This is a genomic window from Microbacterium sp. KRD172 (assembly GCF_017168295.1).
Classification (GTDB): Bacteria; Actinomycetota; Actinomycetes; order Actinomycetales; family Microbacteriaceae; genus Microbacterium; species Microbacterium profundi.
Genome location: NZ_JABFAS010000002.1, coordinates 397,661 through 420,845 on the forward strand (window position 1 = coordinate 397,661; position 23,185 = coordinate 420,845).

Consider the following 23,185-nt stretch of genomic DNA (forward strand, 5'->3'; position numbering starts at 1 on the left):
CAATGAGCACGCAGAACTTCAACCTCCCCGATGTCGGCGAGGGGCTGACCGAGGCCGAGATCGTCACGTGGAAGGTCGCCCCCGGCGACGACGTCGCGATCAACGACGTGATCTGCGAGATCGAGACGGCCAAGTCTCTCGTCGAGCTGCCGTCGCCGTACTCCGGCGTCGTCGGCGATCTGCTGGTCGGCGAGGGCACGACCGTCGAGGTCGGCACCCCCATCATCAGCTTCGTATCGGATGCTGCGCCCGCTGCAGTCCCGCAGCCCGCTGCTCCTGCGGAGGAGGCCGGCGGCTCGGTACTCGTCGGTTACGGCACCGGCGCCGGCGCGACCTCTCGTCGTACCCGTGCCGCCGTGCGGCCGGTGCGTTCGTCGGTGGGAGTCATCGCGAAGCCCCCGATCCGCAAGCTCGCCCGCGACCTCAATGTCGACCTGTCCTCGGTCAGCCCGACAGGCGCTGACGGCGAGGTCACCCGCGACGACGTGGTGAAGCAGGCCTCGCAGGCGAGCGTGTTCCGCAACATCGAGACTCCGGAGTGGGGCGCAGTGCGCGAGGAGACCGTGGCGCCGAAGAGCGCACCGGTCGGGCTCGCTCGCGGGGTCGCCGCATCGGCTGCTCACGATTCGGATGCGCGCACCGAGTCGATCCCCGTCAAGGGCGTGCGCAAGGTCAGCGCCTCCGCCATGGTGCAGAGCGCGTACACCGCGCCGCACGTCACGGTCTGGAAGGAAGTCGACGCGACGCGCACGATGGAGCTCGTCAAGCGCCTGAAGACCTCAGCGGACTACGCCGACATCAAGGTGTCGCCGCTGCTGATCGTGGCGCGCGCCGTGATCTGGGCCGTACGCCGCAACCCGATGGTCAACGCGGCCTGGGTCGAGACCGAGGGCGGCGCCGAGATATCGGTGCGCCACTACGTCAACCTCGGCATCGCCGCGGCGACCCCGCGCGGGCTGCTCGTGCCCAACATCAAGGACGCGCAGGACCTCAACATGCGAGAGCTCGCGCGGGCGCTCAACCGCCTCACCCTGACCGCACGCGAGGGCAAGACGCCACCTGCCGATCAGCAGGGCGGCACGATCACGATCACCAACATCGGAGTGTTCGGGATGGATGCCGGCACCCCGATCATCAACCCCGGCGAGGCCGGTATCGTGGCGATGGGCACGATCAGCCAGAAGCCGTGGGTCGTCGACGGCGAGGTGCGTCCGCGGTACGTCACCACGGTCGCAGGGTCCTTCGATCACCGCGTCATCGACGGCGACGGCATGAGCCGCTTCATCGCCGACGTCGCCTCCATCCTGGAAGAGCCCGCGCTGCTGGTGGACTGATGTGAGACCTCGTTGAACGACCAAGGGAGGGGCGTCTACTGATGTCAAACTTTGCTGATGACCTCAACGCGTGGGTTGGGCGACAGGCCCAGTCCTCTGTGGAAGAGCAGATACTCGCCGCCTATGCGGAGGAGCATCCTGCTCCCGAGGGGCAGGAATGGTTTGTGGCGGGGCAGCAACGCGAGAGCGATGGGATCGCCTACCGCTTCGACTTGCGAGATGCCTCGGAGTGACGAGAAATCGCCGCTAGGCGAGCTCGCTGAGCCGCTGCTCCGCCAGTCGGGGCACCGCCCGCTCGCGCGCCGCACGACGTGCGGTCGCGATGGCCCCGACGGAGACGACCTCGGCGCCCAGCGTTGATGCGAGGATCTCCGGCGCCGGCAGATGAAGCTCATCGGGGAGGATGCGCCGGGCTGCGGCGAGCACGGGCTCGATGCTCTCGGCGACCGCCCCGCACACGATCACGCGCGACGGGTCGTACATGCTGCCGAGCACTCCGACGACGCGCGCGAGGGTCGCGCCGACGCGGTCGGTGATGCGCACGGCGTCGGCGTCTCCCGAGGCGGCGAGCGTCAGCACGAGGCGTGGGTCGATGTGCCGCCTACCGGCAAGGTGTCCGAGGGCGCTGTCGACCGTGATCTCGCCGTTCTCGACCGCGGCGCGAACCTGATCCTGAACGGCGTATCTGAGCCCGAAGGCCGAGCCGACACCCACGATGTGGTCGAACACGATGCTCTCGCCGACGCCGCCGTGCGCACCGTGCAGCACGTGCCCGTCGACGACGACTCCACCGCCGAAGCGCTCGCTGGCGAGCAGGGCGACGTAGTCGCGGCATCCGATCGCCGCTCCGACCGCGCCTTCGGCGATCGCAGCGAGCTGCGCGTCGTTCTTGATCTCCACGACGGGAGCCCAGTCGCGCAGTGCGTCGGCGAGGCCGGGGTTCGTCCGCTCCCAGAAACCGTCGGGATGCGGTGGCGAGACGCCGTCGCGGTTCACGGGGGCGGCGACGCCGGCGCAGAGCGCGAGCACACGGTCGCGGAGGATGCCCGCCTCCTCGAGCGCTGCACGCAGCCGCTCGAGGATCGTGCCCCTGCGCTCGTCGGCCGACTGGTCCGAGGAGATCTCCACCCGATGATGCACGAGCGTGCGGTCGAGCGGATCCGCGACGGTCACGGCGAGGTGCGTGTCGCCGGCGTCGATCCCGACGACGACGCCGAGATCGGGGGAGAGGGCGAAGCGCCGTGCGGGGCGACCGGAGCGGTAGCTCCCGGCGGCGCGGGCGTTGGGGAGTTCATGCAGCATGTCGGCGCCGACCAGGGTTTCGATCGCATCGATCGCGGTGGAACGCGTGAGCGAGGTGCTGGCCATGACGTCGCTGGCGGTGAACTCGCCGGCGTCCCAGGCGAAGTCGAGCACGGCGCCGACGCTCGCGCGTCCGGTTCCGAGACCTCTCGAGACTTCTGTCACACCCCTTGACCTTCCTGACGTTCCAATGAGAGAGTACCTCTCGGCAGAGTAGATTCGCTCGCTAGATTTAGTGGGTCGATCTACAGATCGGAAGGACGATGGTGTCTGAGAAACGAACACGGGCGTTGCGGATGACCGCCGGGGCTCTCGGCCTAGCGATGGTAGGGGCCGCCCTCACGAGCTGTGCGGCCGGCTCAGGTGCGGAGACGATCCGCTTCACGTTCAACAAACGCGAGGCGATCCCCTTCATGACGGATCTCGTCGCCGAGTACAACTCGTCTCAGGACGACGTGCACGTCGAGATCGACACGTCAGGCCCTGACGTCATCTCGGCCAGCTTCGTGCGCGGCAACCCGCCCGACCTCATCCTCGGCAACTACAACTACGAGATCGCGCGCTTCGTGCAGCGCTGCGCCCTCATCGATCTCTCCGATACGGATGCCGCGGCCAGCATCCGAGACGATCTGCAGCCGCTCATGGAGCAGTACGGATCGTGCGAGGGTCGCACGAGCGCCCTGCCCTACTCGGTGATGGCGGCCTCCGTGATCTACAACAAGGAGATCTTCGAGGAGCAGGGGCTCGAGGTCCCGCAGACGTGGGACGAGCTGATCGCGCTCTGCGACCAGCTGAAAGGGGCGGGTATCGACCCGTTCTACGGCACGTTCAAGGACGACTGGACCGTCGGGCAGGGCTGGTACGACTACGCGATCGGCGGCTCTGTCGACACGATTGACTTCTTCGACTCCATGGCGGCGGAAGGCGCCGCGGTCGGACCCGACTCCGAAGTCTCGTTCGAGAAGGAGTTCGCCGAGCCCATGGAGCAGATGATGCAGCTCGCAGACGACTACACGAATGCGGATGCCGCGAGCCGAGGCTACGGCGATGGCAACCTCGCCTTCAGCAAAGGTGAGGCGGCGATGTACATGCAAGGGCCGTGGGCATTCGGCGAGATCGCGAAGACCGCACCCGACCTCGAGCTCGGCACCTTCCCACTGCCCACCACCGATGATCCGGCCGACCTCGGCGTGCGCGTGAACATGGACCTCGGTGCGATGATCCCGGAAGGGTCGAAGCACCAGGAGGCGGCACGCGACTTCCTCGAGTATCTGTACCTCCCCGAGAACATCGAGGAGTACAACGCGTCACAGCTCGGCTTCACCCCGACCAAGGACGCTCCGGCCCCGGACGATCCGCGGATCGAGGGGATGATCGAGTACTACGAGAACGGGCAGATCTATCAGGGGCCATCGGTCCTCGTGCCCAAGACGATCCCGGTGATGAACTACGCGCAGGCGATGGTGCTCGGCGCCTCGACCACTTCGACGCTGCGCACCATGGACGCGGATTGGGCTCGCATCGCCTTCCGCGCGCCGATCCCGACCACAGGCGATGCGGCCGCCGGCGAGACAGAGGAGTCCGCACCGTGAGCACCACCGCATCCGCGAACATCACGCGGCCGAACAGCCCGACGACGGACACGACCGCCATCGTCACCGGGCAGGGGCGCAGGCTCCGTCGGCACACCCGAAGAGTTGAGCCGATCTACTACCTGTTCCTGCTACCGACCATCGTGCTGTTCACTCTCGCGATCACTCTTCCGGCCGTCATGGGGATCTTCTTCAGCTTCACGGACTCGATCGGCATCGGCGAGTGGAGCTTCAACGGATTGACCAACTACATCGCGATGTTCGGCGACCCGGCGATCCTGCAGAGCTACCTCTTCACGTTCGGCTTCTCGATCGCCACCGTGATCGTGGTCAACGTGATCGCATTCCTCCTGGCTGTGGGACTGACCTCCCGCATCCGCTTCAAGACCGGGCTGCGCACGATCTTCGTGATCCCGATGGTGATCTCGGGCATCATCATCGCCTACGTGTTCAACTTCCTGTTCTCGAACTCGATTCCTGCCGCTGGTGCGGCCACCGGCATCGGTTGGCTCGAGACGAGTCTGCTGGCCAACCCCGACCTCGCCTGGGTGGCGATCGTGGTGGTGACCGCATGGCAGGCCGTTCCCGGTGCCCTCCTGATCTACATCGCCGGCCTGCTCTCCGTGCCGAACGACGTGTACGAGGCGGCGAGCATCGACGGTGCGAGCAAGACGCAGCAGCTCACGCGCATCACGATCCCGCTCGTCGCGGGGTACGTCGTGATCAATGTGATCCTCGGGTTCAAGGGATTCCTGAACGCCTACGACATCATCGTCGGCCTCACCAACGGCGGCCCTGGGACAGCGACCCGCAGCGTCGCCATGACGATCATCGCGGGCTTCAACAGCGGCGACTACGCCTATCAGATGGCCAACGCGACGATCTTCTTCATCGTCGCCGTGCTCATCTCGCTCCTCCAACTCTCGCTGACTCGCGGAAGGAATGCGCTCTGATGTCGACGCAGACGCTCACCACCATCCCCACTTCGGGCAAGAAGCCGCGTGTGCGCATGGAGCGCGTCAACTGGTCGGGCACGATCATCCTGATCCTGTGCGCTGTCACCGTGCTGCTGCCGCTCTACGTCACGATCTCGATGGCGTTCAAGACCACGGGGCAGGCGGTCGACGGCAACGCCTTCTCGCTTCCCGCGCCGTTCAGCATCGACGGGTTCGTCGAGGCGTGGAATCTCACGAAGTTCCCGGTCGGCGCCGCGATCTCCCTGCTGGTGACGGCAGGCACTGTGATCGCGACGATCCTGCTGGCCGCCTTCGCGTCGTACGCGATCGTGCGGAACTGGGATCGGCGACTGTTCCGCTACTCGTTCTTCTACCTGCTCGCGGCGATGTTCATCCCCTTCCCGGTGGTGGCGCTGCCGCAGATCCAGTTGACGGGGCGAGTGGGCCTGGACAACCCGCTGGGCGTGATCATCCTCGCGACGATGTTCCAGCTGAGCTTCAGCGTGCTGCTGTTCACCGCCTTCCTGCGCTCGATCCCGATCGAGCTGGAGGAGAGCGCCCGAATCGACGGCGCGACGACCTGGCAGACCTTCTGGCAGCTCATCTTCCCGCTGCTCGCCCCGATGAGCGCCACGGTCGGCATCTTCGCGTTCCTGTACGCCTGGAACGACTTCATGATGCCGTCATTGATCATCTCCGACCCGGCACTGCAGACACTGCCGGTGCGGCAGAACCTGTTCCAGACGCAGTTCAGCAACAACTACAACGTCTCGTTCGCCTCGTATCTGATGGCGATGGCCCCGGCGATCCTGGCGTATCTGTTCACCCAGCGCTTCGTCATGGAGGGCGTCACGCAGGGCGCTGTCAAGGGCTGACATCATGACCACCGGTCCCTGAGCCTGTCGAAGGGCCCGCACCGCACCATCACCGCAAGACCACCGCAAGACCACTGCAAGACCACCGCAAGAAAGAAGGAGCACCACCCGTCATGACCGATCCGCTTCTCACCGAGACTCGCGAAGACGAGAAGACAGCAGCGTGGTGGCGTCAGGCCGCCGTCTACCAGATCTACCCGCGCAGCTTCGCGGATGCGAACGGCGACGGACTCGGCGACATCCCGGGCATCGTCTCCCGCGTCGACTATCTCGCGCAGCTCGGCATCGACGCGGTGTGGCTGAGTCCGTTCTACCCGTCGGCGCTCGCGGACGGCGGCTACGACGTCGCCGACTATCGCGACGTCGATCCGCGGCTCGGCACGCTGGAGGACTTCGACGCCATGGTCGCGGCGCTGCACGAACGCGGCATCCGCGTCGTCGTCGACATCGTCCCCAACCACACGTCCGACCTGCACGAGTGGTTCCAGGAGGCGCTCGCCGCAGGCCGCGGTTCGGATGCGCGTGAGCGGTACATCTTCCGTGATGGCGAGGGCCCCGATGGCGCTGAGCCGCCCACCGACTGGGGTGCCGCATTCGGCGGACCCGCGTGGGAGCGCGTCGAGGACGGGCAGTGGTACCTGCACAGCTTCGCCACCGAGCAGCCGGATCTGAACTGGGATCACCCCGAGGTGCGCGCGGACTTCCTGAAGACATTGCGCTTCTGGTCCGACCGCGGTGTCGACGGATTCCGCATCGACGTCGCACACATGCTCACGAAGGATCTCACCGAGCCGCTGCCGTCCCGCGCCGAGTTGGAGCTGCTCGACCGGTCCTCTGGCCGCCACCCGTTGGCCGACCGCGACGAGGTGCACGAGATCTACGCCGAGTGGCGGAAGGTCTTCAATGAGTACGACCCGCCGCGCACCGCGGTCGCCGAGGCCTGGGTCGAGACGCCGGAGCGACGCGCGAAGTACGCCTCAGCCGAGGGCCTCGGTCAGGCGTTCAACTTCGACCTCCTCGTCGCAGACTTCGCTGCCGACCAGTTCCGCCGCATCATCGCCGACAACCTCGAGCAGGCGCGGGCGACCGGGTCTTCGACGACCTGGGTGCTCTCCAACCATGACGTCACGCGGCACGCCACCCGTTACGGGCTGCCTCCCCTCGGCGGGCGTCCGGGCAAGCAGGGTGTCGAGTGGGTCGCGGCAGGTGGTCCGGAGGACGAGCTCGATCGCGCACGTGGTGCGCGGCGGGCCAATGCAGCGACGCTGCTGCTGCTCGGGCTTCCCGGCAGCACGTACCTCTACCAGGGCGAGGAGCTCGGACTGCACGAGGTCGCGGCGATCTCGGCCGAGCAGCGGCAGGACCCGTCGTTCTTCCGCGGCGCCTCATTCGACGGTCTCGGGCGAGACGGATGCCGTGTACCCCTGCCATGGACGGCATCCGGATCCTCGTTCGGATTCGGCGCCGACGGTGCGCACCTGCCGCAGCCGGCCTGGTTCGCCGAGCACGCCGTCGATGTCGAGGCGGCCGATCCGTCTTCGACGCTCTCGCTCTACCGTGACGCGCTGCGCCTGCGCCATCTGCTGCAGGCGGAGGAAGCGCTGGTCTGGACCGACACCGGGCGCGCCGACGTACTGCGCTTCGCGAGGCCGAACGGCTGGGAGATCGTGACGAACTTCGGGGAGGAACCGTTCGACCTGGCGGCGGATGCTGCGAACGTCGTGCTCTCGAGCCTCGCTCTTGACGGGCAGTTGCTGCCTGGTGAGGCCACGGCCTGGATCGCGCCGGCCTGAGGCTTCGGCTCGCTTCGCTCGCTCAACCCGTTTCGTCTCGCTTCGCTCGCTCAACGACCCGCATGGATATCACGCAGGAGGATTCTCTGCGGGGTGTTGAGCGCAGCGACGGGTCGAAGCCGTCACTGCGCTCACCGCCGCGATGAGAATGGTTATCATTAGCGTGTAGAGTCGAAGGCATGAAGAAGTCCGTCGTCGCATTCACGCTCGCATCCGTCTCCGCTCTCGTCCTCGCCGGATGCTCTGCCACGCCCGCGGCAGATGCAGGCGGGAGCGACGACGTGATCCAGGTCGTCGCCAGCACCAACGTCTACGGATCACTCGCCGAGCAGATCGGTGGTGACCGCGTCGACGTGACCTCGATCATCACCTCGGCTTCGCAGGACCCGCACTCCTACGAGGCATCCGCGCGCGATCGCCTGACCGTGCAGGACGCAGAGCTGGTCATCGAGAACGGCGGAGGATACGACGCGTTCATCGACACCCTGATCGGAGACTCCGACGTGAACATCTTCACGGCGGCTTCGTTCTCGCACGACTATCCCGGCAACGAGGGCCACGAGGATGCCGAGGGCGATGAGCACGCAGAAGAGGATCATGCGGAAGAGGAGGGCCACGAGGGCCACGACCACATCGAGGGCTTCAATGAGCACGTCTGGTTCGACCCGCACACGATGATCCACGTCGTCGAGGGCATCGCGGCCGAGTTCAGCGAGCTCGACCCCGACGGCGAAGCCGACTTCACGGCCGCCGCCGCCGAGATCGTCAGCGACCTCGAGGGCTTCGAAGCCGAGCTCGAGTCGATCGGCACCGAGGCCGGCAGCGCATCCGTGTTCATCACCGAGCCGCTACCCGGCTACATCGCCGCAGCCGCGGGCCTCACTGATGTGACGCCCGAAGGATTCGCCGAAGCAGTGGAAGAGGGCACCGATGTCGCACCAGCGACTCTGCTCGCCGCTCTCGACGTGATCGACAGCGGTGAGGTGAAGGCGCTGCTCACCAATGCGCAGACCGGTGGAGCTGAGACCCAGCGTGTCGAGGAGGCGGCAGAGGCCGCCGGCATCCCCGTCGTCGCCTTCACGGAGCTGCTCGAGGACGGATCGTCGTACTCTGAGTGGATGCGTGATGCGATCCAGGACCTCGCCGCCGCACTCCAGAAGTGAGTGGGGGCGCTCAAGGCGCTCAGGGGCCGGACGCGGCGCCGGTGCTCGAGATCACGGGCGCGGCGCTTCACCGCGGGCACCGGGAACTGTGGTCTGGACTCGATCTGACCGTCGAACCCGGTGAGTTCATCGCCGTGCTCGGGCCGTCAGGCTCCGGCAAGACCACGCTCATGCGGGCGATCCTCGGCCTCCAGCCGCTGAGTGCGGGCAGCATCCGCGTCGCTCGTCACCCCGTGCGCCGCGGCAATCCGCGCATCGGCTACATCCCTCAGCAGCGTCCCCTTCCGCCCGACACGAGCATGCGCGCGCGCGATGTCGTCGCGCTCGGCGTCAACGGCACCCGGTTCGGCTTGCCCATCCCGCGCCGCGGCGATCGCGCGCGAGTCGACGCACTGCTCGAGGGCGTCGGAGCATCGCACTTCGCGGATCGTCGCGTCGGCCTGCTCTCCGGCGGAGAACAGCAGCGGTTGCGGGTCGGGCAGGCCCTCGCCGATGCGCCGACGCTGCTGCTGTGCGACGAGCCGCTGTCGAACCTAGACCTCGCCAACCAGCTCGGCATCACCGACATCATCGACCGTCAGCGCCGCGAGCGCGATGCCGCCGTGCTGTTCGTGACGCACGATATCAATCCGATCCTCGGCCGGGTCGACCGCATCCTGTACATCGCGGGCGGTCGCTTCGTGCTCGGCACCCCGGACGAGGTGCTGCAGAGCCGCGTGCTCACGGATCTGTACGGCACGCCGGTCTTCGTGCTCCGCGCCGGCGACCGCCTGGTCGTCGTCGGGGTGCCCGATGCCGAGCCGCACCACGACCACGACGCGGGAGAAGTCGCATGATCGCGCCGACGGGTGTGCAGCAACTTCGGAGAACTGCACGTTCTTCGGAGGAATCGCACGAATCGCTCCGAGATAGCTGCACTTCTCCGAAGCCGGTGCTCGGCCCCGCGCCGGCATTGGTGCTCGGATGCTGTACGGAGGTGACCGCATGATCGCGCCGATGATCGACTGGGGCGATGTCTTCTCGTTCCAGGACTACGGCGCGCTCGTGGCCCTGCTCGCGAACTCCATCATCGCGGGCGCGGTACTCGGCATCGTCGGCGGCCTGATCGGTGTCTTCGTGATGCAGCGCGACCTCGCCTTCGCGGTGCACGGTGTGAGCGAGCTGTCGTTCGCCGGTGCAGCCGCAGCCCTGCTCTTCGGCGGCAGCGTGGTGGCAGGGTCCCTCGGTGGCGCGCTGGTCGCCGCGATCCTGATCGGTATCCTCGGTTCGAAGGCGCGGGATCGCAATTCGATCGTCGGTGTGCTGATGCCGTTCGGCCTCGGCCTCGGCATCCTTTTCCTGTCTCTCTACGATGGCCGAAGCGCCAACCGTTTCAGTCTGCTGACGGGTCAGATCGTCTCGGTGTCCAGCCCGGACCTCGGCTGGCTGATCGGCATCAGCGCCTTCGTTCTCATCGGACTGCTGGTGATGTGGAACCCGCTGCGGTTCGACTCGCTCGACAACGTCGCGGCCAGTGCTCGCGGCATCCCGACCAGGGCGCTCAGCCTGGCGTTCATGGTGCTGCTCGGCCTCATCGTCGCGGTCAGCGTGCACATCATCGGTGCGCTGCTGGTCATGGCGCTGCTGGTCACGCCGGCCGCGGCGGCCATGCGCGTGGCCGCCGGCCCGCTCACCGTGCCCCTGCTCGCGGCCCTGTTCGGCTTCGTCTCGGCGGTCGGCGGCATCCTGCTCGCGCTCGCCGGAACTCTGCCGGTGAGCCCGTACATCACGACGATCTCGTTCCTGATCTACGCGGGATGCTGGGTGGTGCAGCGCATGCGCGCGCGGGTGACGCGACGCTCTCAGCCCGTGACAAGCGCCGCGGCCTAGACTCTCGGTATGGCTCAGCGCAATACCTGGCAGCGCGAGCGAGTGCGCGAAGCGCTCGCGGATGCGCGCGGTTTTGTGAGCGCGCAGACCCTGCACGCCACGCTCCGTGATGAGAAGACCGGTATCGGTCTCGCCACGGTGTACCGTGCGCTGTCGGGTCTTGCCACCGCCGGCGACGCCGACACCCTGCAGAGCCCAGAGGGCGAGGCGCTCTACCGCGCCTGTTCGACCGAAGGCCATCACCACCACCTGATCTGCCGATCGTGCGGGCTGACCGTCGAGATCGAGGCGAAAGACGTCGAGGCCTGGGCGCAGCGCACCGCCTCGCTGCACGGCTTCAGCGAGGCGGAGCACGTCGTCGACATCTTCGGACTGTGCACTCCGTGCGCGAACCGGCGCGCAGCCGCTGAGGGATCAGCGTCCGCGTGAGCACTGTCAGCGCGCCGCGCGCGTCGACTGCTGCAGGGTCAGGTCGCAACCAGCGCGCCCCTCGCTCGCCATGGATCGGCGTCGGCCTCGGGGTCGTCGTCATCGCCGCGCTGTTCCTGATCGACAGGTTCGCGCCCGCGCTGTTCCAGGATGCGCTTCCCAGCCGCGCGCAGGACGGTCTCACGCTCGCATTGAGCGTGCTCATCGAGGCGCTGCCGTTCGTCGTACTCGGCGTCGTGCTGTCGATCGTGGTGCAGGTGTGGCTGCCGCCGGATCTCATCCAGCGCTGGCTCCCAACGAGAGGATGGGCCCGTCGTGCGGTGCTGTCGCTGCTCGGGATGCTGATCCCGGTGTGCGAGTGCGGCAACGTGCCCTTCGCCCGCGGCCTGATGATGCGCGGTCTGGCACCTGCGGAGGCGATGACCTTTCTGATCGCGGCGCCCATCGTGAACCCGATCGTGATCATCACCACTCATGCGGCTTTCGGGTGGGACGGCGGCATCCTGGTCGCTCGGCTCGTCGGCGGCTATCTGATCGCGAACCTCATCGGCTGGATCTACAGCCGCCATCCCTCGCCCGACGCCCTGCTCACCCAGCAGTTCACCGCCACGTGCGAGCGGGTGCAGCACGAGCACGGCACTCCGACCCGTCGCAGCCTGACGCAGTTCCTGATCGAGCTGCGCGCTGTCATGCCTGCCCTCGTCATCGGCTCCGCGCTCGCCGGTGCCGTGCAGGTGCTCGTGCCGCGTGACATGCTGCTCGCGATCGGCTCGAACCCGGTGCTCTCGATCGTCGCGATGATGGCGCTCGCGATGACGGTGGCGATCTGCTCGAACGTCGACGCCTTCTTCGCGCTGTCATTCGCATCGACGTTCTCGTCTGGTGCGCTGATCGCGTTCCTGCTGGTGGGGCCTCTGGTCGACATAAAGATGCTCGCGCTGCTGCGCACGACCTTCACGACGCGCACTCTCGTGGGCGTCGTCGCGGTCGTGGTGATGAGCGCGTTCGCGATCGGGATCGGGGTGAACGTCTTTGGCTGAGCAGACCCGCACTCGCTGGCGAGCCATCGCGACGCGCTGGCTCGGCCTCGGCCTGGCCGTCGTCATCTCGGTCGTGACGCTCGGCCTCGGCCTCACCGGTCGGCTCACGCTCTACATCAGCCCAGAGTCGATCTGGTTCGCGTGCGTCGGAGCGGTCGTCGTGCTCGCCGGAGCCATCTGGTCGTGCACGCTGCCATTGGGCGCGGAGACGGACCACGGTCACGACCACGGACATGCGCTAGCGGATGCCGTAGCCCCCCGGCGTGCGCTGAAGCTCGCCGGCGTCGTCTCGGCGGGAGTCGTCGCGAGCGGCGTCGTCATCGCGGCGCTCGTGCTGCCGCCCGCGTCGCTGTCGGTCGAGCTCGCGACGTCTCGGGCGGATGCGACCGGCCCCGTCTTCGCGGCTGCGGACGCCCCGACCCTCGGTGTCGCGGACACCACGGCCTTCGGGGTCGGGGAGTGGTCGAGCGTCTTCGCCACCGCCACCCGGCCGGAGGCGTACGACGGCTCGACCGTGACGCTGACCGGCTTCGTCACGCGGGGCCCCGACGCGGATGCCGTGAACCTCACCCGCATGGTCATCACGCACTGCGTGATCGACGCGCAGCCTGCCGCGGTGCCGGTGAGCGTCGACGCCGGCGAGAGCGGCAAGGGGCAGTTCAGCACAGGGCAGTTCAGCACAGGACAGTGGATCGAAGTCACCGGCACGGTCACCGCCGATAGCGACGGGTCGCTCCGCGTCGTTCCGGCCTCGGTGGTCGAGATCGACGAGCCAGAGGATCCGTATGAGTACTGAGGATCATCCCGAGGTGCCCCAGACGCGCGCCGAAGCCCGTGCCGCCCGCGAGGCCGCGGAGCGCGAGGCCGAGGAGCGAGAGCCGGCGGAGCGCGAGGCCGCGGAGCATTCGGGGACGGGTGCGGACACCGAGGATGCCTCCCCACGCGGGTCGTTGAGCGAGCGCAGCGAGACGAAACGCGTTGAGCGAGCGTCAGCGAGTCGAAACGAAGCGCCGAACCCGCCGGAGGTCCCGCGTGCGCCGGAGGGGGAGCGGCTTCGACTCCCTCCGGTCGCTCAGCCCGTTTCGTCTTCGACTGCTTCGCGGTCTCCGCTCAACGACCCGCAACAGGAGTTCCGGCAGCCGGAGTCCCCGCAGCCGGAGTCCCCGCAGCAGGAGTCCCCGCAACAGGAGTCCCCGCAACAGGAGTCTCCGCAGCCGGAGTCCCCGCAACAGGAGTCTCCGCAGCAGGAGTCTCCGCAGCAGGAGTCCCCGCAGCCGGAGTCCCCGCAGCAGGAACTGAAACGAACCCCCGATCGCCGCTTCCTCTACACGATCCTCGCGGTGCTCGCCGTGCTCGGGGTCGTGGTCGGGGGACTCAGTGCGGTCAGCCTCTTCCAGGGTCCGCGGGTGAGCGACGTCCAGGTCGATGAGGCCGAGGCCATCGACGTCTCGGGCAGCCGAGTGATCCTCACTGCCAACCAGTCGCTGCAGCAGATCGACGAGTCACAGGTCACGGTCGAGCCCGCTGTGCCGTTCACGGTTGACGCCGAGGGCCGTAGCATCGGCATCCGCTTCACCGTCCCTCTCGACGACTCGACGGAGTACACCGTGCGCGTCGCCGGTGCCACGGGCGCCGGCGGAGGGCCGGCATCCGATCTGTCGACCTCGTTCACCACGCCCGCTGCCAAGATCTTCCTGCTCAACCGCTCCGATGACGACGACTCGATCTTCCGCACCGACCTCAGCGGCGAGAATGCGGTGCCCGTCTTCTCGCATCCGCGCATCAACGACTATCGCTCGACGTCGACGCGACTCGTCGTCGCCGTCGAAGATGACGACGGGTCTCGGATCCTGGTGATGGACCACGACGGCGACAACGTCCGCGAGCTGCCCCTGCCCGGTGACGGTTACGTCAGCTCGGTGCAGGTCTCCGAGCGGGGCGGGCTGGTCGGCTACACGTATTCCGACCGAGAACTCAGCGAGGACACCGGGCGTGCGAGCGTGCTCGTCACCCAATCGATAGACGGTGACGACGAACCGCAGATCATCGAGGTCGGCGACGCCGAGGCCAGCATCGCCGAATGGCAGTTCGTGCCCGACTCGGCCGCGGTGCTGTTCATCGACTTCGCCGGCACGCTCTCCCTCGATGACCGTTCCGGTGGCGCAGGGGCGCAGAACATGGGCATCGCCGTGAGCCTGCCCGGCATCTCGCGCGGCACGTACACCGCGATCGTGCGGCGGGCCGACGGCAGCACCGTTGCGCTGAACCTCGCCGACGGCTCGGAGACTGCGATCACGGCATCCGATCCCGACTTCGGACCGGCGACGACCATCACGCCGTACCCCGGCGGCACGCTGCGGCACATCGTCGCACGGGATCCGAACGGCCTCCCCACGGGGCAGGCCATCATCCGGGTCGACGACGATGGTGCGGCGACCTCGCTGTTCGACGTCGCCTCGGGAAACGCGATCCTGCAGGCCTGCCCGTCGCCGAGCGGACAGTACGTCGCGATCACCGTCGCTCCGACGCTGGTCGAGAATCCCTATGACGACCTGCTCGTGCCGCTGCCGAAGACCCTTCAGACGCACCTGATCGACCTGCGCTCCGGTGAGGAGATGGTCGTGCTGACCGGTTTCGACGCATCGTGGTGCCAGATGGCGCCGCGGTTCTGAGCTCATGACGCTTCGCCGCGCGACCCGGGACGAACTCGCAGCGCTGCCGATCGAGGTCGCACCGAAGCTGCTCGGCGGCGAACTGCGCACAGTGGTCGGCGGCGCAGAGGTACGGCTGAGGATCACCGAGGTCGAGGCCTATCACGGACGCGGCACAGGAGAGCGGGCAGACCCCGGATCCCACGCGCGGATGGGCATGACCGCACGCAATGCCACGATGTGGGGAGAGCCGGGACATCTGTACGTGTACCTCAGCCACGGCATCCACTCATGCGTCAACGTCGTGTGCGGACCGGACGGGATCGCCGGCGGTGTGCTGCTGCGTGCGGGTTCGGTGGTCGAGGGCACGGATGCTGCGACCGAGCGATCGGGCAGATCAGGGCGCGACCTCGCCCGCGGTCCTGGTCGATTCGGGCAGGTGTCGGGCCTCCGGCATCCGCTCCACGACGGGATCGATGCGATCACCGGAACCGAGTGGCACGGCGCGAGCGCCCAGCTGTGGCTCGCAGGGGGCGCCTTCCGAATCGCGACGGGGCCGCGCGTCGGGGTCGCCGGGCTCGCCGGCACGCACGCGTTCCCCTGGAGGTTCTGGATCGAAGGCGACCCATCCGTCTCGGTGTTCCGCTGGGGGCGAGGCGCAGCCGACGCGCAGGCCATGCTAAACTGACTCCTTGTCTGCGCACACTCCTGTGCGTAGTTCGTGTGCTGTCTCCCTCCTTCGGTCGCTGAGCTCGTCGAAGCGTCGAGAGGTGCGGCGCGCAGACAAGGGATCTTGGGTGAGGCCGTCCGGTCTCACGGTAATGAAGGAGTAATCACATGGCAGCAGTGTGCCAGGTGACAGGAGCTGTTCCCGGCTTCGGTCACAACATCTCGCACTCGCACCGCCGGACGAAGCGCCGCTTCGACCCGAACGTGCAGAAGAAGACCTATTTCGTGCCGTCGCTCGGCCGTAAGATCACGCTGAACGTGTCCGCCAAGGGCATCAAGGTGATCGACGTCCGCGGCATCGAGAACGTCGTCAAGGACCTCAAGGCGAAGGGTGTGAAGCTCTAATGGCTAAGAAGTCTCAGGACATCCGTCCGATCATCAAGCTGCGTTCGACGGCAGGCACCGGGTTCACGTACGTGACCAAGAAGAACCGTCGCAACACCCCCGACCGTCTCGTGCTGAAGAAGTACGACCCGGTCGTCCGCAAGCACGTCGAATTCCGAGAGGAGCGCTAAACATGGCTAAGAAGAGCAAGATCGCTCGTAACGAGCAGCGCAAGATCATCGTCGAGCGCTACGCCGCCCGTCGTGCCGAGCTGAAGAAGACCCTGGTCGACCCGGCCGCGACCGACGAGGCCCGCGAGGCTGCTCGCGTCGGCCTGCAGAAGCTGCCGCGCAACGCATCACCGGTGCGCGTCCGTTCGCGCGACGCCATCGACGGCCGACCCCGTGGCATGCTGACGAAGTTCGGCATCTCGCGTGTGCGCTTCCGCGACATGGCACACCGTGGCGAGCTGCCCGGCATCACCAAGTCGAGCTGGTAAGCAACGCTTTCAAGGGGCGAGGATCTTCGGATCCTCGCCCCTTCTGCGTGCCCGGGGTCTCCCTCCTTCGTGAGGTGTGGGCGCGGCATCCGCTCGTCTTGGGGAGGTGGCGGTGTGGTTGCGGCATCCGCTCGTCCTGGGGAGGTGGCGCTTCGTGTCGCTTCAGGCGCGGGGAGGCGGCCCCAAGCACCACCTCCCGGGCGAATCACCCTAAAATCTGTGACTGGAGTGACGAAAGTGACGCGACACGCCTATGAAAACCCCAAAACCCGCGAAATGACGCGGAAATGTGGGCAGTGGTTGATACATTCGAGGCGGTCACTCGACCAGCGGGCGGCATCCGCTTCCCGAACCACAACGATGCGACACTTCGTCGCTGGAGGATGACATGGCTGACAAGTCCATCACCAAGACCGAGCTCGTCGCGAGCATCGCAAGCGCCACCGGCCAGAGCCAGGCCACCGTCTCGGGTGTCCTCGACGCACTCTTCGGCACCGTCTCCGACGCTGTCGCCAAGGGCAGCAAGGTCTCGATCCCGGGCTGGATCTCGTTCGAGCAGGTCGACACCGCAGCTCGCACGGGCCGCAACCCCCAGACCGGCGCCGAGATCAAGATCCCGGCCGGCAAGCGCGTCAAGGTGACCGCCGGTTCCAAGCTCAAGGCAGCCGTCAAGTAAGACCGCTCCTTTCGAAGGCCGCCCCTGCTCGTCGGGGGCGGCCTTCGTGCGTCACGCGGCCGTCCGCGCCGCACACCGTACGCGCATAGGCTGGATGGGTGACTTCTCCCGGCCTGCGCACCTCACGCCCGTCGGCGTACCGCGCGGTCGGTCTCGTGATCCTCGCGGTCGCAGCCGTCGTCGCGCTCGTCGTCGCTCTGCAGATCGGCGGGGGAGCAGCGCCGCCGCTGCTCAGCGATCCGGGCCCCTTCGTGCGGTGGGCGCTCCCGGCAGCTCGGATGGTCAACAACATCAGCGCAGCCGTCATGATCGGCTCGATGGTGCTCGCCCTGTTCGCCTTGCGCGCGGGCGAGAAGCCGTTCGAGACGGCGCTGGACGTCGCATCCATCGGCGCAGCCGTCTTCACCGCCTCGTCCGCTGCGACCGCGTTGCTCACCTTCCTCGGCGCATTCAACGTGCAGCTCAGCTTCGAGCAGCAGTTCGGTGAGCAGCTCGGACGCTTCCTGCTCACGCTTCCGCTCGGCCAGGCCTGGCTGATCACGACCATCATGGGTGCACTCGTCACGATCCTGGCGTTCGCGTGGCGTGGCTGGACATCCACCCTGATCGCGGCGGTCATCGCTGCGGCGGCCCTCCTCCCGATGGCGAATCAGGGCCATTCCGGCGCGCTCGCCGGTCACGCCATCGCCGTCAACTCGATCCTGTTGCACACGGTCGGCGCAGCCGTCTGGCTGGGCGGGCTGCTTCTGCTGATCGTGCTGCGTCGCGCAGGGGGCATCGATCACACCGACCTGGTGCGCCGCTATTCGTCGCTGGCGATCGCAGCGTTCTTCGTGGTCGCCGTGTCGGGAATCGCGCGCTCGACCGTCAGCCTCGGCGGCTGGGAAGGGCTCTGGACGCCGTACGGCCTCATCATCGTCGCCAAGGCGGTGCTGCTCGGCGGCATGGGCCTGCTGGGCGCCTGGTATCGCGCTCGGCTGATCCCTCGCCTCAGCGGCGAGAGCGCTTCGCGCTGGTTCTGGATGCTGGTGGTCTGCGAAGTCGCCCTGATGGGGCTCGCTTCGGGAGCGGCGGCGGCGCTCGCGCGCACGCCCCCGCCGACCGGCGAAACCGCCGCGATCCTGAAGACGCCCGCCGAACTGCTCACCGGCTCCCCGCTACCGCCCGAGTTCACGATCGACATGTGGTTCACCGGCTGGGACGTCGACATCCTCTGGGTCGTGGGCGCAGCCCTCGGACTGTTCTTCTATCTCGCCGGCGTCTGGCGCATGCACCGCCGTGGCGACAAGTGGCCGATCCACCGCACGATCTTCTGGGTGCTCGGGCTGATCATGCTCGTGTGGGTCACGTCGGGTCCGATCAACCTGTACCAGGACTACCTCTTCAGCGTGCACATGCTCGGGCACATGATGCTCACGATGGCCATCCCGCTGCTTCTGGTCTCCGGGGCGCCGATCACCCTCGCGCTGCGCGCGATCCACAAGCGCGACGACGGCACCCGCGGCGGCCGCGAATGGATCATGTGGGCCGTGCACTCGCGGTTCTCGAGGGTCATCACCCACCCCTTCGTCGCGGCCGGCCTGTTCATCGGCTCCCTGTGGGCGTTCTACTTCACCGACCTCGTCCGGTGGTCGATGTACGAGCACCTCGGCCACGAGTGGATGGTCATCCACTTCCTCATCACGGGCTATCTGTTCGTGATGAGCCTGGTGGGCATCGACCCCGTGCCGTATCGGCTGCCGTATCCCGGACGGCTGATCACCCTGATCGCGGTCATGGCGATGCACGCGTTCTTCGGCATCGCGATCATGATGCAGGAGGGGCTCATGGTCGCCGAGTGGTTCGGGTCGATGGCGCGCACGTGGGGTCCGACGCCTATGGAGGACCAGTACATCGGCGGCGGCATCGCCTGGTCGATCGGTGAGATCCCTACTCTGATCGTCGCGATCACCGTGGCGATCCAGTGGAGTCGCGACGACACCAAGGTGCAGCGCCGCAACGACCGTCACGCCGACCGCACCGGTGACGCGGAGCTTGCGGAGTACAACGCCCGACTCGCGGCCATGGCCGATCGCGATGCGCGTCAGGCGGCCCGCGAGAGCTGACCGCTCACTCTCCGGCGGATCCCACCCTGATGGATGCCGATCCGTCGGCGAGGATGTCGATCGTCCCGTTCACGCGGAACGGCACGTCCTCGGACACATGCTCGATCGAGCCGTCGAAGAGGGAACGGATGTTGACCTCGATGTGCGCGACGGCCTCGGCCGTGGGGATCGCCCATCCTGCGCCGCTCGGCTCGACCGTGACCGTCGGCTGCTGGCTGATGGTCCAGGTCGGGAGGTCCTCGATGCGGTTCTGCACCTTGAGCCCGAACGGGCATGCTGTCGGCTGCAGCACCTGCTGAGTGGCGCACTCGGTGAGGAACTCCTCGACTCGGGTCTGGACGACCGAGCGGAACTCCTCGGTCGGCTGCGTCTGGATCTCGACCGGGGTCTGCGTGAGCGGGGAGTCGGCCAGGATGCTGAGCCCCGGAGAACTGGAGATCGCAGTGTCGACCGTGATCGAGTACACGCCCGGAGTGAACACCAGCATCGGCAGAGGGTCCAGCGGCGCGGCCTCCATCCCGGCGGACGAGACCTGACGGCGGTCGATCTCGAATCCGTTGACCGCGAACCGGTCGGAGCCGAGCACGGTGAGCGAGACCGCCGAAAGAGGCGTGCGGGCGAATCGCCAGTTCGGGGTCACACCGGCCCAGCCGTCCTGCTCCACCTCGAACGTGCTCTTGCCGGGGTGGGAACCTGCCACGTACGAGACGGTCACAGAGGTGACGTCGTCGTCGGTGACCTCGTCCACGACGTCGACGTCGGTGAGGGGAGCGAGAGCGGCTTGGCGCAGGAGCGCCTCGGATGCTGTCTCCTCGATACCGGCATCGTCGAGGGTCGCGCGATCGATGGCGACGCCCGGTACCTGCAGTGCATCGGCGGCGCGGCCGGACGCCAACAGGTCGAGGTAGCGCGTGACGAAGGCGCCAGGACCGTAGTACTCCTTGTACAGTGCCGCTCCGCCGGCAGCGATCGCGCCGACGAGGAGCACGCCGACGACGGCCAGCGCCGTGAGGTCGACCCAGAGTCGGCGGCGCCGAGGCGTCGTCGGCTGGGGCTGATCCATGGCGCCAGTCTAGGAGGGCGGCCTGAGACAGCGCCGAGCGCCGCGACCCTTCGACAGGCTCAGGGAGCGTGACATTTCGACGGTCACGTACCATGAGAGTCGTGTCTCTTCCCGCCCTCTCGTCCGAGCAGCAGGAGCTGTATCGGCTCATCGAGGACACCAGGGAGCATGTCTTCATCACCGGCCGTGCTGGTACGGGCAAGTCGACGCTGCTGCAGTACTTCGCCTGGAACACCGAGAAGCAGATCGCGATCTGCGCGCCGACCGGTGTCGCGGCGCTGAACGTCGAGGGGCAGACGATCCACTCGCTCTTCCGCCTGCCGATCGGTCTCATCGCCGAGAGCGAGATCGAGCAGAACGACGCCACCCGCCGCATCCTCAACGCCATCGACACGCTCGTGATCGACGAGATCTCGATGGTCAACGCCGACCTCATGGACGGCATGGACCGCGCGCTGCGGCAGGCGAGAGGCCGGCGAGCCGAGCCGTTCGGGGGCGTGCAGGTGGTCATGTTCGGCGACCCGTACCAGCTTGCCCCCGTGCCGCCGCGCGGCGATGAGCTGCGCTACGTGCAGGATCACTACCGCTCGTTCTGGTTCTTCGACGCGAAGGTGTGGGCCGGGGCGACGATGGGCGAATCCGACGGACTCATCGATCTCGGCAGACATGGCGCCGAGCTGCACGTGCGCGAGCTGGTGCAGATCCACCGGCAGTCCGATGACGGCTTCAAGGCGATGCTGAACGCCGTGCGCTACGGGCGGGTGACGGCGGAGATCGCCGGCGTCCTGAACGAGCAGGGTGCGCGCACACCTCCCGAGCCCGAACCCGGCGAGGTGCCGATGATCACGCTCGCCACCCGCAACGACATCGTCAACAACATCAACCGACGCCATCTCGCGGCGCTCGCCGGCAAGGAGCAGACAGCGCGGGCCGAGATCAACGGCGACTTCGGGCGCGGAGATTCCTCTTATCCTGCGGATGCCGAGCTCAAGCTCAAGATCGGTGCGCAGGTCATGTTCCTGCGCAATGACGTCTCCATGGGCGGCGAGCCGCCGCGCTGGGTGAACGGCACGATCGGCACGGTGAAGCGCATCCTCGGTGGATCGGTGCGCGTGGAGATCGACGGCGAGAACGTCGATGTCGAGCCGGCCGTGTGGGAGAGGTTCCGCTACTCCTACGATCAGAACACCAAGACGCTCAGCCGCGACGTGATCGCAGAGTTCCTGCAGTTCCCGCTGCGGCTGGCCTGGGCGGTCACGATCCACAAATCCCAGGGAAAGACCTACGATCGGGCGGTCATCGACCTCGGCGGCGGAGCGTTCGCACCAGGGCAGACCTATGTGGCGCTCTCGCGCCTGACCTCACTCGACGGCCTCTACCTCTCCAGGCCGCTGCGTCCGAGCGACATCAGGGTCGATGAGGATGTGCGCCGCTTCATGCGGGAAGCGTGGGAGCGGGCGTCTACGCCCGCCCTTCGACAGGCTCAGGGACCGAACGCCTAAGCTGCGACGCGCACCCTGTCGAGATCTTCGAACAGCTCGGTGTTGAACCTGTATGCCAGCAGCACTTCGTCGATCACGCGCTCGCGCTCCGCTGCGTCCCAAGGCGCGGCATCCAGTTGTTCGCGGTAGACGTCCTTGAAGGCGTTGGGATCGGCGATGTCGTCGAACAGGTAGAAGCCGACGCCGTTCGTCTCGAAGCCGAACCGGCGCTGCATGACGCGCCCGATGAAGATGCCGCCGGAGAGGTCGCCGAGGTAGCGCGTGTAATGATGGGCGACGAAGCCGCCCACCCAGGTCGCTCCGACCTCGTTGATGCGGTCGACGTAGCGCTGTGTCGTCGGCAGTGGCGTGATGCTGCCCCGCCAGTCCGGGCCGATGAGGAACTCGAGATCGGCCTCGAGGGCGGGAAGGCGAGTCAGCTTGTCGCTGATGAACACCGCGGCGACCGGATCCTTGCGCATCCGCTCACCGGCGGCTTCCAGGGCCTCGTAGATGAAGAAGTGCTGCGTGACGAGGGCTGCGTAGTCCTCACGCGAGCCTTCGCCTTTGAGCAGGTCGGACATGAACCCGGCGTGCTCGCTGCGCGAGTGCGAACTCGAGGAGCGCTCGCGCAGGGCGGCGGAGAAGGAAAGGATTTCAGCCATGCCCTCAGTGTAAGGGCAACCTAACCTGCAGAGGAAGCCCTCGACCCTTCGACAGGCTCAGGGATCGACAGCCTCGCTCAGGGGTCGACAGCCTCAGGGATCGACAGCCTCGCTCGCTGAGCCTGTCGAAGCGTCGGCGCATAAGACCCTTCGACAGGCTCAGGGGTCGACAGGCTCAGGGTCGACAGCCTCGCTCGCTGAGCCTGTCGAAGCGTCGGCGCAGAAGACCCTTCGACAGGCTCAGGGGTCGACAGGCTCAGGGGTCGACAGGCTCGCTCAGGGGTCGACAGGCTAGTGCGGCCGTGGCTCGATGCCGAGCCTCTCGCACGCGGCGTCGTAGAGCGCCACGACCTCCCGGCGCACGGCCGGCCGCTCGGAGATCTCGCCGCCCGGCCACGGGACACGAAGCTCTTCCGGGATGCCGGCGCGGGTGATCTGCCAGACGCCGCCGTAGCCGTCGAGGTCGGTCATCACGGCATTCGTGATCTCGACATCGGATGCCGAGGTGTTGGCGCGCGCGATGAGCATGTTGTCGTCGGCGTGGTCGACGTTCATGTGGTGGAGGATCGCCGCGACGACGTCGGATTCGAAGATGTGAGGCACGTCATCACTGTACGTCTCCTCGGAGGGACGGCGCCG

24 protein-coding genes are annotated in these 23,185 nt (G+C 67.2%); 20 read left to right on the forward strand and 4 right to left on the reverse strand.

Translation table 11 applies throughout. The features are described from left to right. Nucleotides 1–2: 2 nt before the first annotated feature. Together J1M43_RS02145 and J1M43_RS02150 are read left to right on the forward strand one after the other, a co-directional pair. Nucleotides 3–1,334: a dihydrolipoamide acetyltransferase family protein gene (locus J1M43_RS02145; RefSeq protein ID WP_206475585.1), complete on the forward strand. Its 1,332-nt coding sequence runs from the start codon at nt 3–5 to the stop codon at nt 1,332–1,334. Nucleotides 1,335–1,375: 41 nt separating this feature from the next. After that, complete coding sequence (locus tag J1M43_RS02150; protein ID WP_033105708.1) at nt 1,376–1,567, forward strand: hypothetical protein; 192 nt, start codon at nt 1,376–1,378, stop codon at nt 1,565–1,567. A gap of 13 nt (nt 1,568–1,580) precedes the next feature. Here the strand turns inward: J1M43_RS02150 and J1M43_RS02155 are convergent, their stop codons facing one another. Beyond that, on the reverse strand, nt 1,581–2,801 hold the full coding sequence (locus tag J1M43_RS02155) for an ROK family protein (RefSeq protein ID WP_206475586.1): 1,221 nt from the start codon (nt 2,799–2,801) through the stop codon (nt 1,581–1,583). 101 nt (nt 2,802–2,902) lie between these two features. Here J1M43_RS02155 and J1M43_RS02160 point away from each other — a divergent pair, with 101 nt between their 5' ends. The 17 genes from J1M43_RS02160 (at nt 2,903) to J1M43_RS02240 (ending at nt 19,337) form a co-directional block, all read left to right on the forward strand. After that, nucleotides 2,903–4,228 (forward strand): ABC transporter substrate-binding protein, encoded by a 1,326-nt coding sequence (locus tag J1M43_RS02160; RefSeq protein WP_374058507.1) that lies wholly within the window; start codon nt 2,903–2,905, stop codon nt 4,226–4,228. 59 nt (nt 4,229–4,287) lie between these two features. Continuing rightward, nucleotides 4,288–5,181, forward strand: coding sequence for a carbohydrate ABC transporter permease (locus J1M43_RS02165; protein WP_206477290.1), 894 nt, complete (start codon nt 4,288–4,290; stop codon nt 5,179–5,181). After that, nucleotides 5,181–6,059, forward strand: coding sequence for a carbohydrate ABC transporter permease (locus J1M43_RS02170; RefSeq protein WP_206475588.1), 879 nt, complete (start codon nt 5,181–5,183; stop codon nt 6,057–6,059). Before J1M43_RS02165 ends, J1M43_RS02170 begins: the two co-directional genes overlap by 1 nt. A gap of 113 nt (nt 6,060–6,172) precedes the next feature. Next, complete coding sequence (locus tag J1M43_RS02175; protein ID WP_206475589.1) at nt 6,173–7,852, forward strand: glycoside hydrolase family 13 protein; 1,680 nt, start codon at nt 6,173–6,175, stop codon at nt 7,850–7,852. Nucleotides 7,853–8,031: 179 nt separating this feature from the next. After that, entirely contained in the window at nt 8,032–9,015 is a 984-nt protein-coding gene (locus J1M43_RS02180; RefSeq protein ID WP_206475590.1) for a metal ABC transporter solute-binding protein, Zn/Mn family, read from the forward strand. 41 nt (nt 9,016–9,056) lie between these two features. After that, entirely contained in the window at nt 9,057–9,851 is a 795-nt protein-coding gene (locus tag J1M43_RS02185) for a metal ABC transporter ATP-binding protein (protein ID WP_307823198.1), read from the forward strand. Between the two features lie 148 nt (nt 9,852–9,999). After that, entirely contained in the window at nt 10,000–10,884 is an 885-nt protein-coding gene (locus J1M43_RS02190) for a metal ABC transporter permease (RefSeq protein ID WP_206475592.1), read from the forward strand. A gap of 9 nt (nt 10,885–10,893) precedes the next feature. Then, nucleotides 10,894–11,313: a Fur family transcriptional regulator gene (locus tag J1M43_RS02195; protein ID WP_033105714.1), complete on the forward strand. Its 420-nt coding sequence runs from the start codon at nt 10,894–10,896 to the stop codon at nt 11,311–11,313. A 101-nt stretch (nt 11,314–11,414) separates the two neighbouring features. Next, nucleotides 11,415–12,353 (forward strand): permease, encoded by a 939-nt coding sequence (locus J1M43_RS02200; protein WP_307823524.1) that lies wholly within the window; start codon nt 11,415–11,417, stop codon nt 12,351–12,353. Further along, nucleotides 12,346–13,149, forward strand: coding sequence for a TIGR03943 family protein (locus J1M43_RS02205; protein WP_241245173.1), 804 nt, complete (start codon nt 12,346–12,348; stop codon nt 13,147–13,149). The genes J1M43_RS02200 and J1M43_RS02205 overlap by 8 nt, the downstream gene beginning before the upstream one ends. Continuing rightward, complete coding sequence (locus tag J1M43_RS02210; RefSeq protein ID WP_206475594.1) at nt 13,139–15,025, forward strand: hypothetical protein; 1,887 nt, start codon at nt 13,139–13,141, stop codon at nt 15,023–15,025. Before J1M43_RS02205 ends, J1M43_RS02210 begins: the two co-directional genes overlap by 11 nt. A 4-nt stretch (nt 15,026–15,029) precedes the next feature. Further along, the gene (locus tag J1M43_RS02215) at nt 15,030–15,692 is read left to right on the forward strand and encodes a DNA-3-methyladenine glycosylase (RefSeq protein WP_206475595.1); all 663 of its coding nucleotides are present in this window, start codon (nt 15,030–15,032) and stop codon (nt 15,690–15,692) included. Nucleotides 15,693–15,841: 149 nt separating this feature from the next. Further along, the gene (gene rpmB / locus J1M43_RS02220; protein WP_206475596.1) at nt 15,842–16,078 is read left to right on the forward strand and encodes a 50S ribosomal protein L28; all 237 of its coding nucleotides are present in this window, start codon (nt 15,842–15,844) and stop codon (nt 16,076–16,078) included. Beyond that, nucleotides 16,078–16,248 carry a 50S ribosomal protein L33 gene (gene rpmG / locus J1M43_RS02225; protein WP_033105718.1) on the forward strand — a complete coding sequence of 57 codons (171 nt, stop codon included), beginning with the start codon at nt 16,078–16,080 and terminating at the stop codon, nt 16,246–16,248. Before rpmB ends, rpmG begins: the two co-directional genes overlap by 1 nt. Nucleotides 16,249–16,250: 2 nt before the next feature. Then, on the forward strand, nt 16,251–16,556 hold the full coding sequence (gene rpsN, locus J1M43_RS02230) for a 30S ribosomal protein S14 (protein ID WP_206475597.1): 306 nt from the start codon (nt 16,251–16,253) through the stop codon (nt 16,554–16,556). A gap of 388 nt (nt 16,557–16,944) precedes the next feature. Then, on the forward strand, nt 16,945–17,232 hold the full coding sequence (locus tag J1M43_RS02235; RefSeq protein WP_033105720.1) for an HU family DNA-binding protein: 288 nt from the start codon (nt 16,945–16,947) through the stop codon (nt 17,230–17,232). Nucleotides 17,233–17,330: 98 nt separating this feature from the next. Continuing rightward, on the forward strand, nt 17,331–19,337 hold the full coding sequence (locus tag J1M43_RS02240) for a cytochrome c oxidase assembly protein (RefSeq protein ID WP_307823202.1): 2,007 nt from the start codon (nt 17,331–17,333) through the stop codon (nt 19,335–19,337). A gap of 4 nt (nt 19,338–19,341) precedes the next feature. Here the strand turns inward: J1M43_RS02240 and J1M43_RS02245 are convergent, their stop codons facing one another. Then, nucleotides 19,342–20,400 carry a hypothetical protein gene (locus tag J1M43_RS02245; RefSeq protein ID WP_033105721.1) on the reverse strand — a complete coding sequence of 353 codons (1,059 nt, stop codon included), beginning with the start codon at nt 20,398–20,400 and terminating at the stop codon, nt 19,342–19,344. A gap of 92 nt (nt 20,401–20,492) precedes the next feature. Between J1M43_RS02245 and J1M43_RS02250 the strand changes: the two genes are divergently transcribed. Beyond that, nucleotides 20,493–21,902, forward strand: a complete 1,410-nt coding sequence (locus J1M43_RS02250; RefSeq protein WP_052166843.1) for an AAA family ATPase — start codon at nt 20,493–20,495, stop codon at nt 21,900–21,902. Here the strand turns inward: J1M43_RS02250 and J1M43_RS02255 are convergent. Both J1M43_RS02255 and J1M43_RS02260 read right to left on the reverse strand, forming a co-directional pair. Then, nucleotides 21,899–22,546, reverse strand: a complete 648-nt coding sequence (locus J1M43_RS02255) for a heme oxygenase (biliverdin-producing) (protein ID WP_033105723.1) — start codon at nt 22,544–22,546, stop codon at nt 21,899–21,901. The two genes, J1M43_RS02250 and J1M43_RS02255, sit on opposite strands and share 4 nt — an antisense overlap. Before the next feature lie 291 nt (nt 22,547–22,837). Continuing rightward, on the reverse strand, nt 22,838–23,149 hold the full coding sequence (locus J1M43_RS02260; RefSeq protein ID WP_033106477.1) for a DUF2470 domain-containing protein: 312 nt from the start codon (nt 23,147–23,149) through the stop codon (nt 22,838–22,840). Nucleotides 23,150–23,185: the final 36 nt, after the last annotated feature.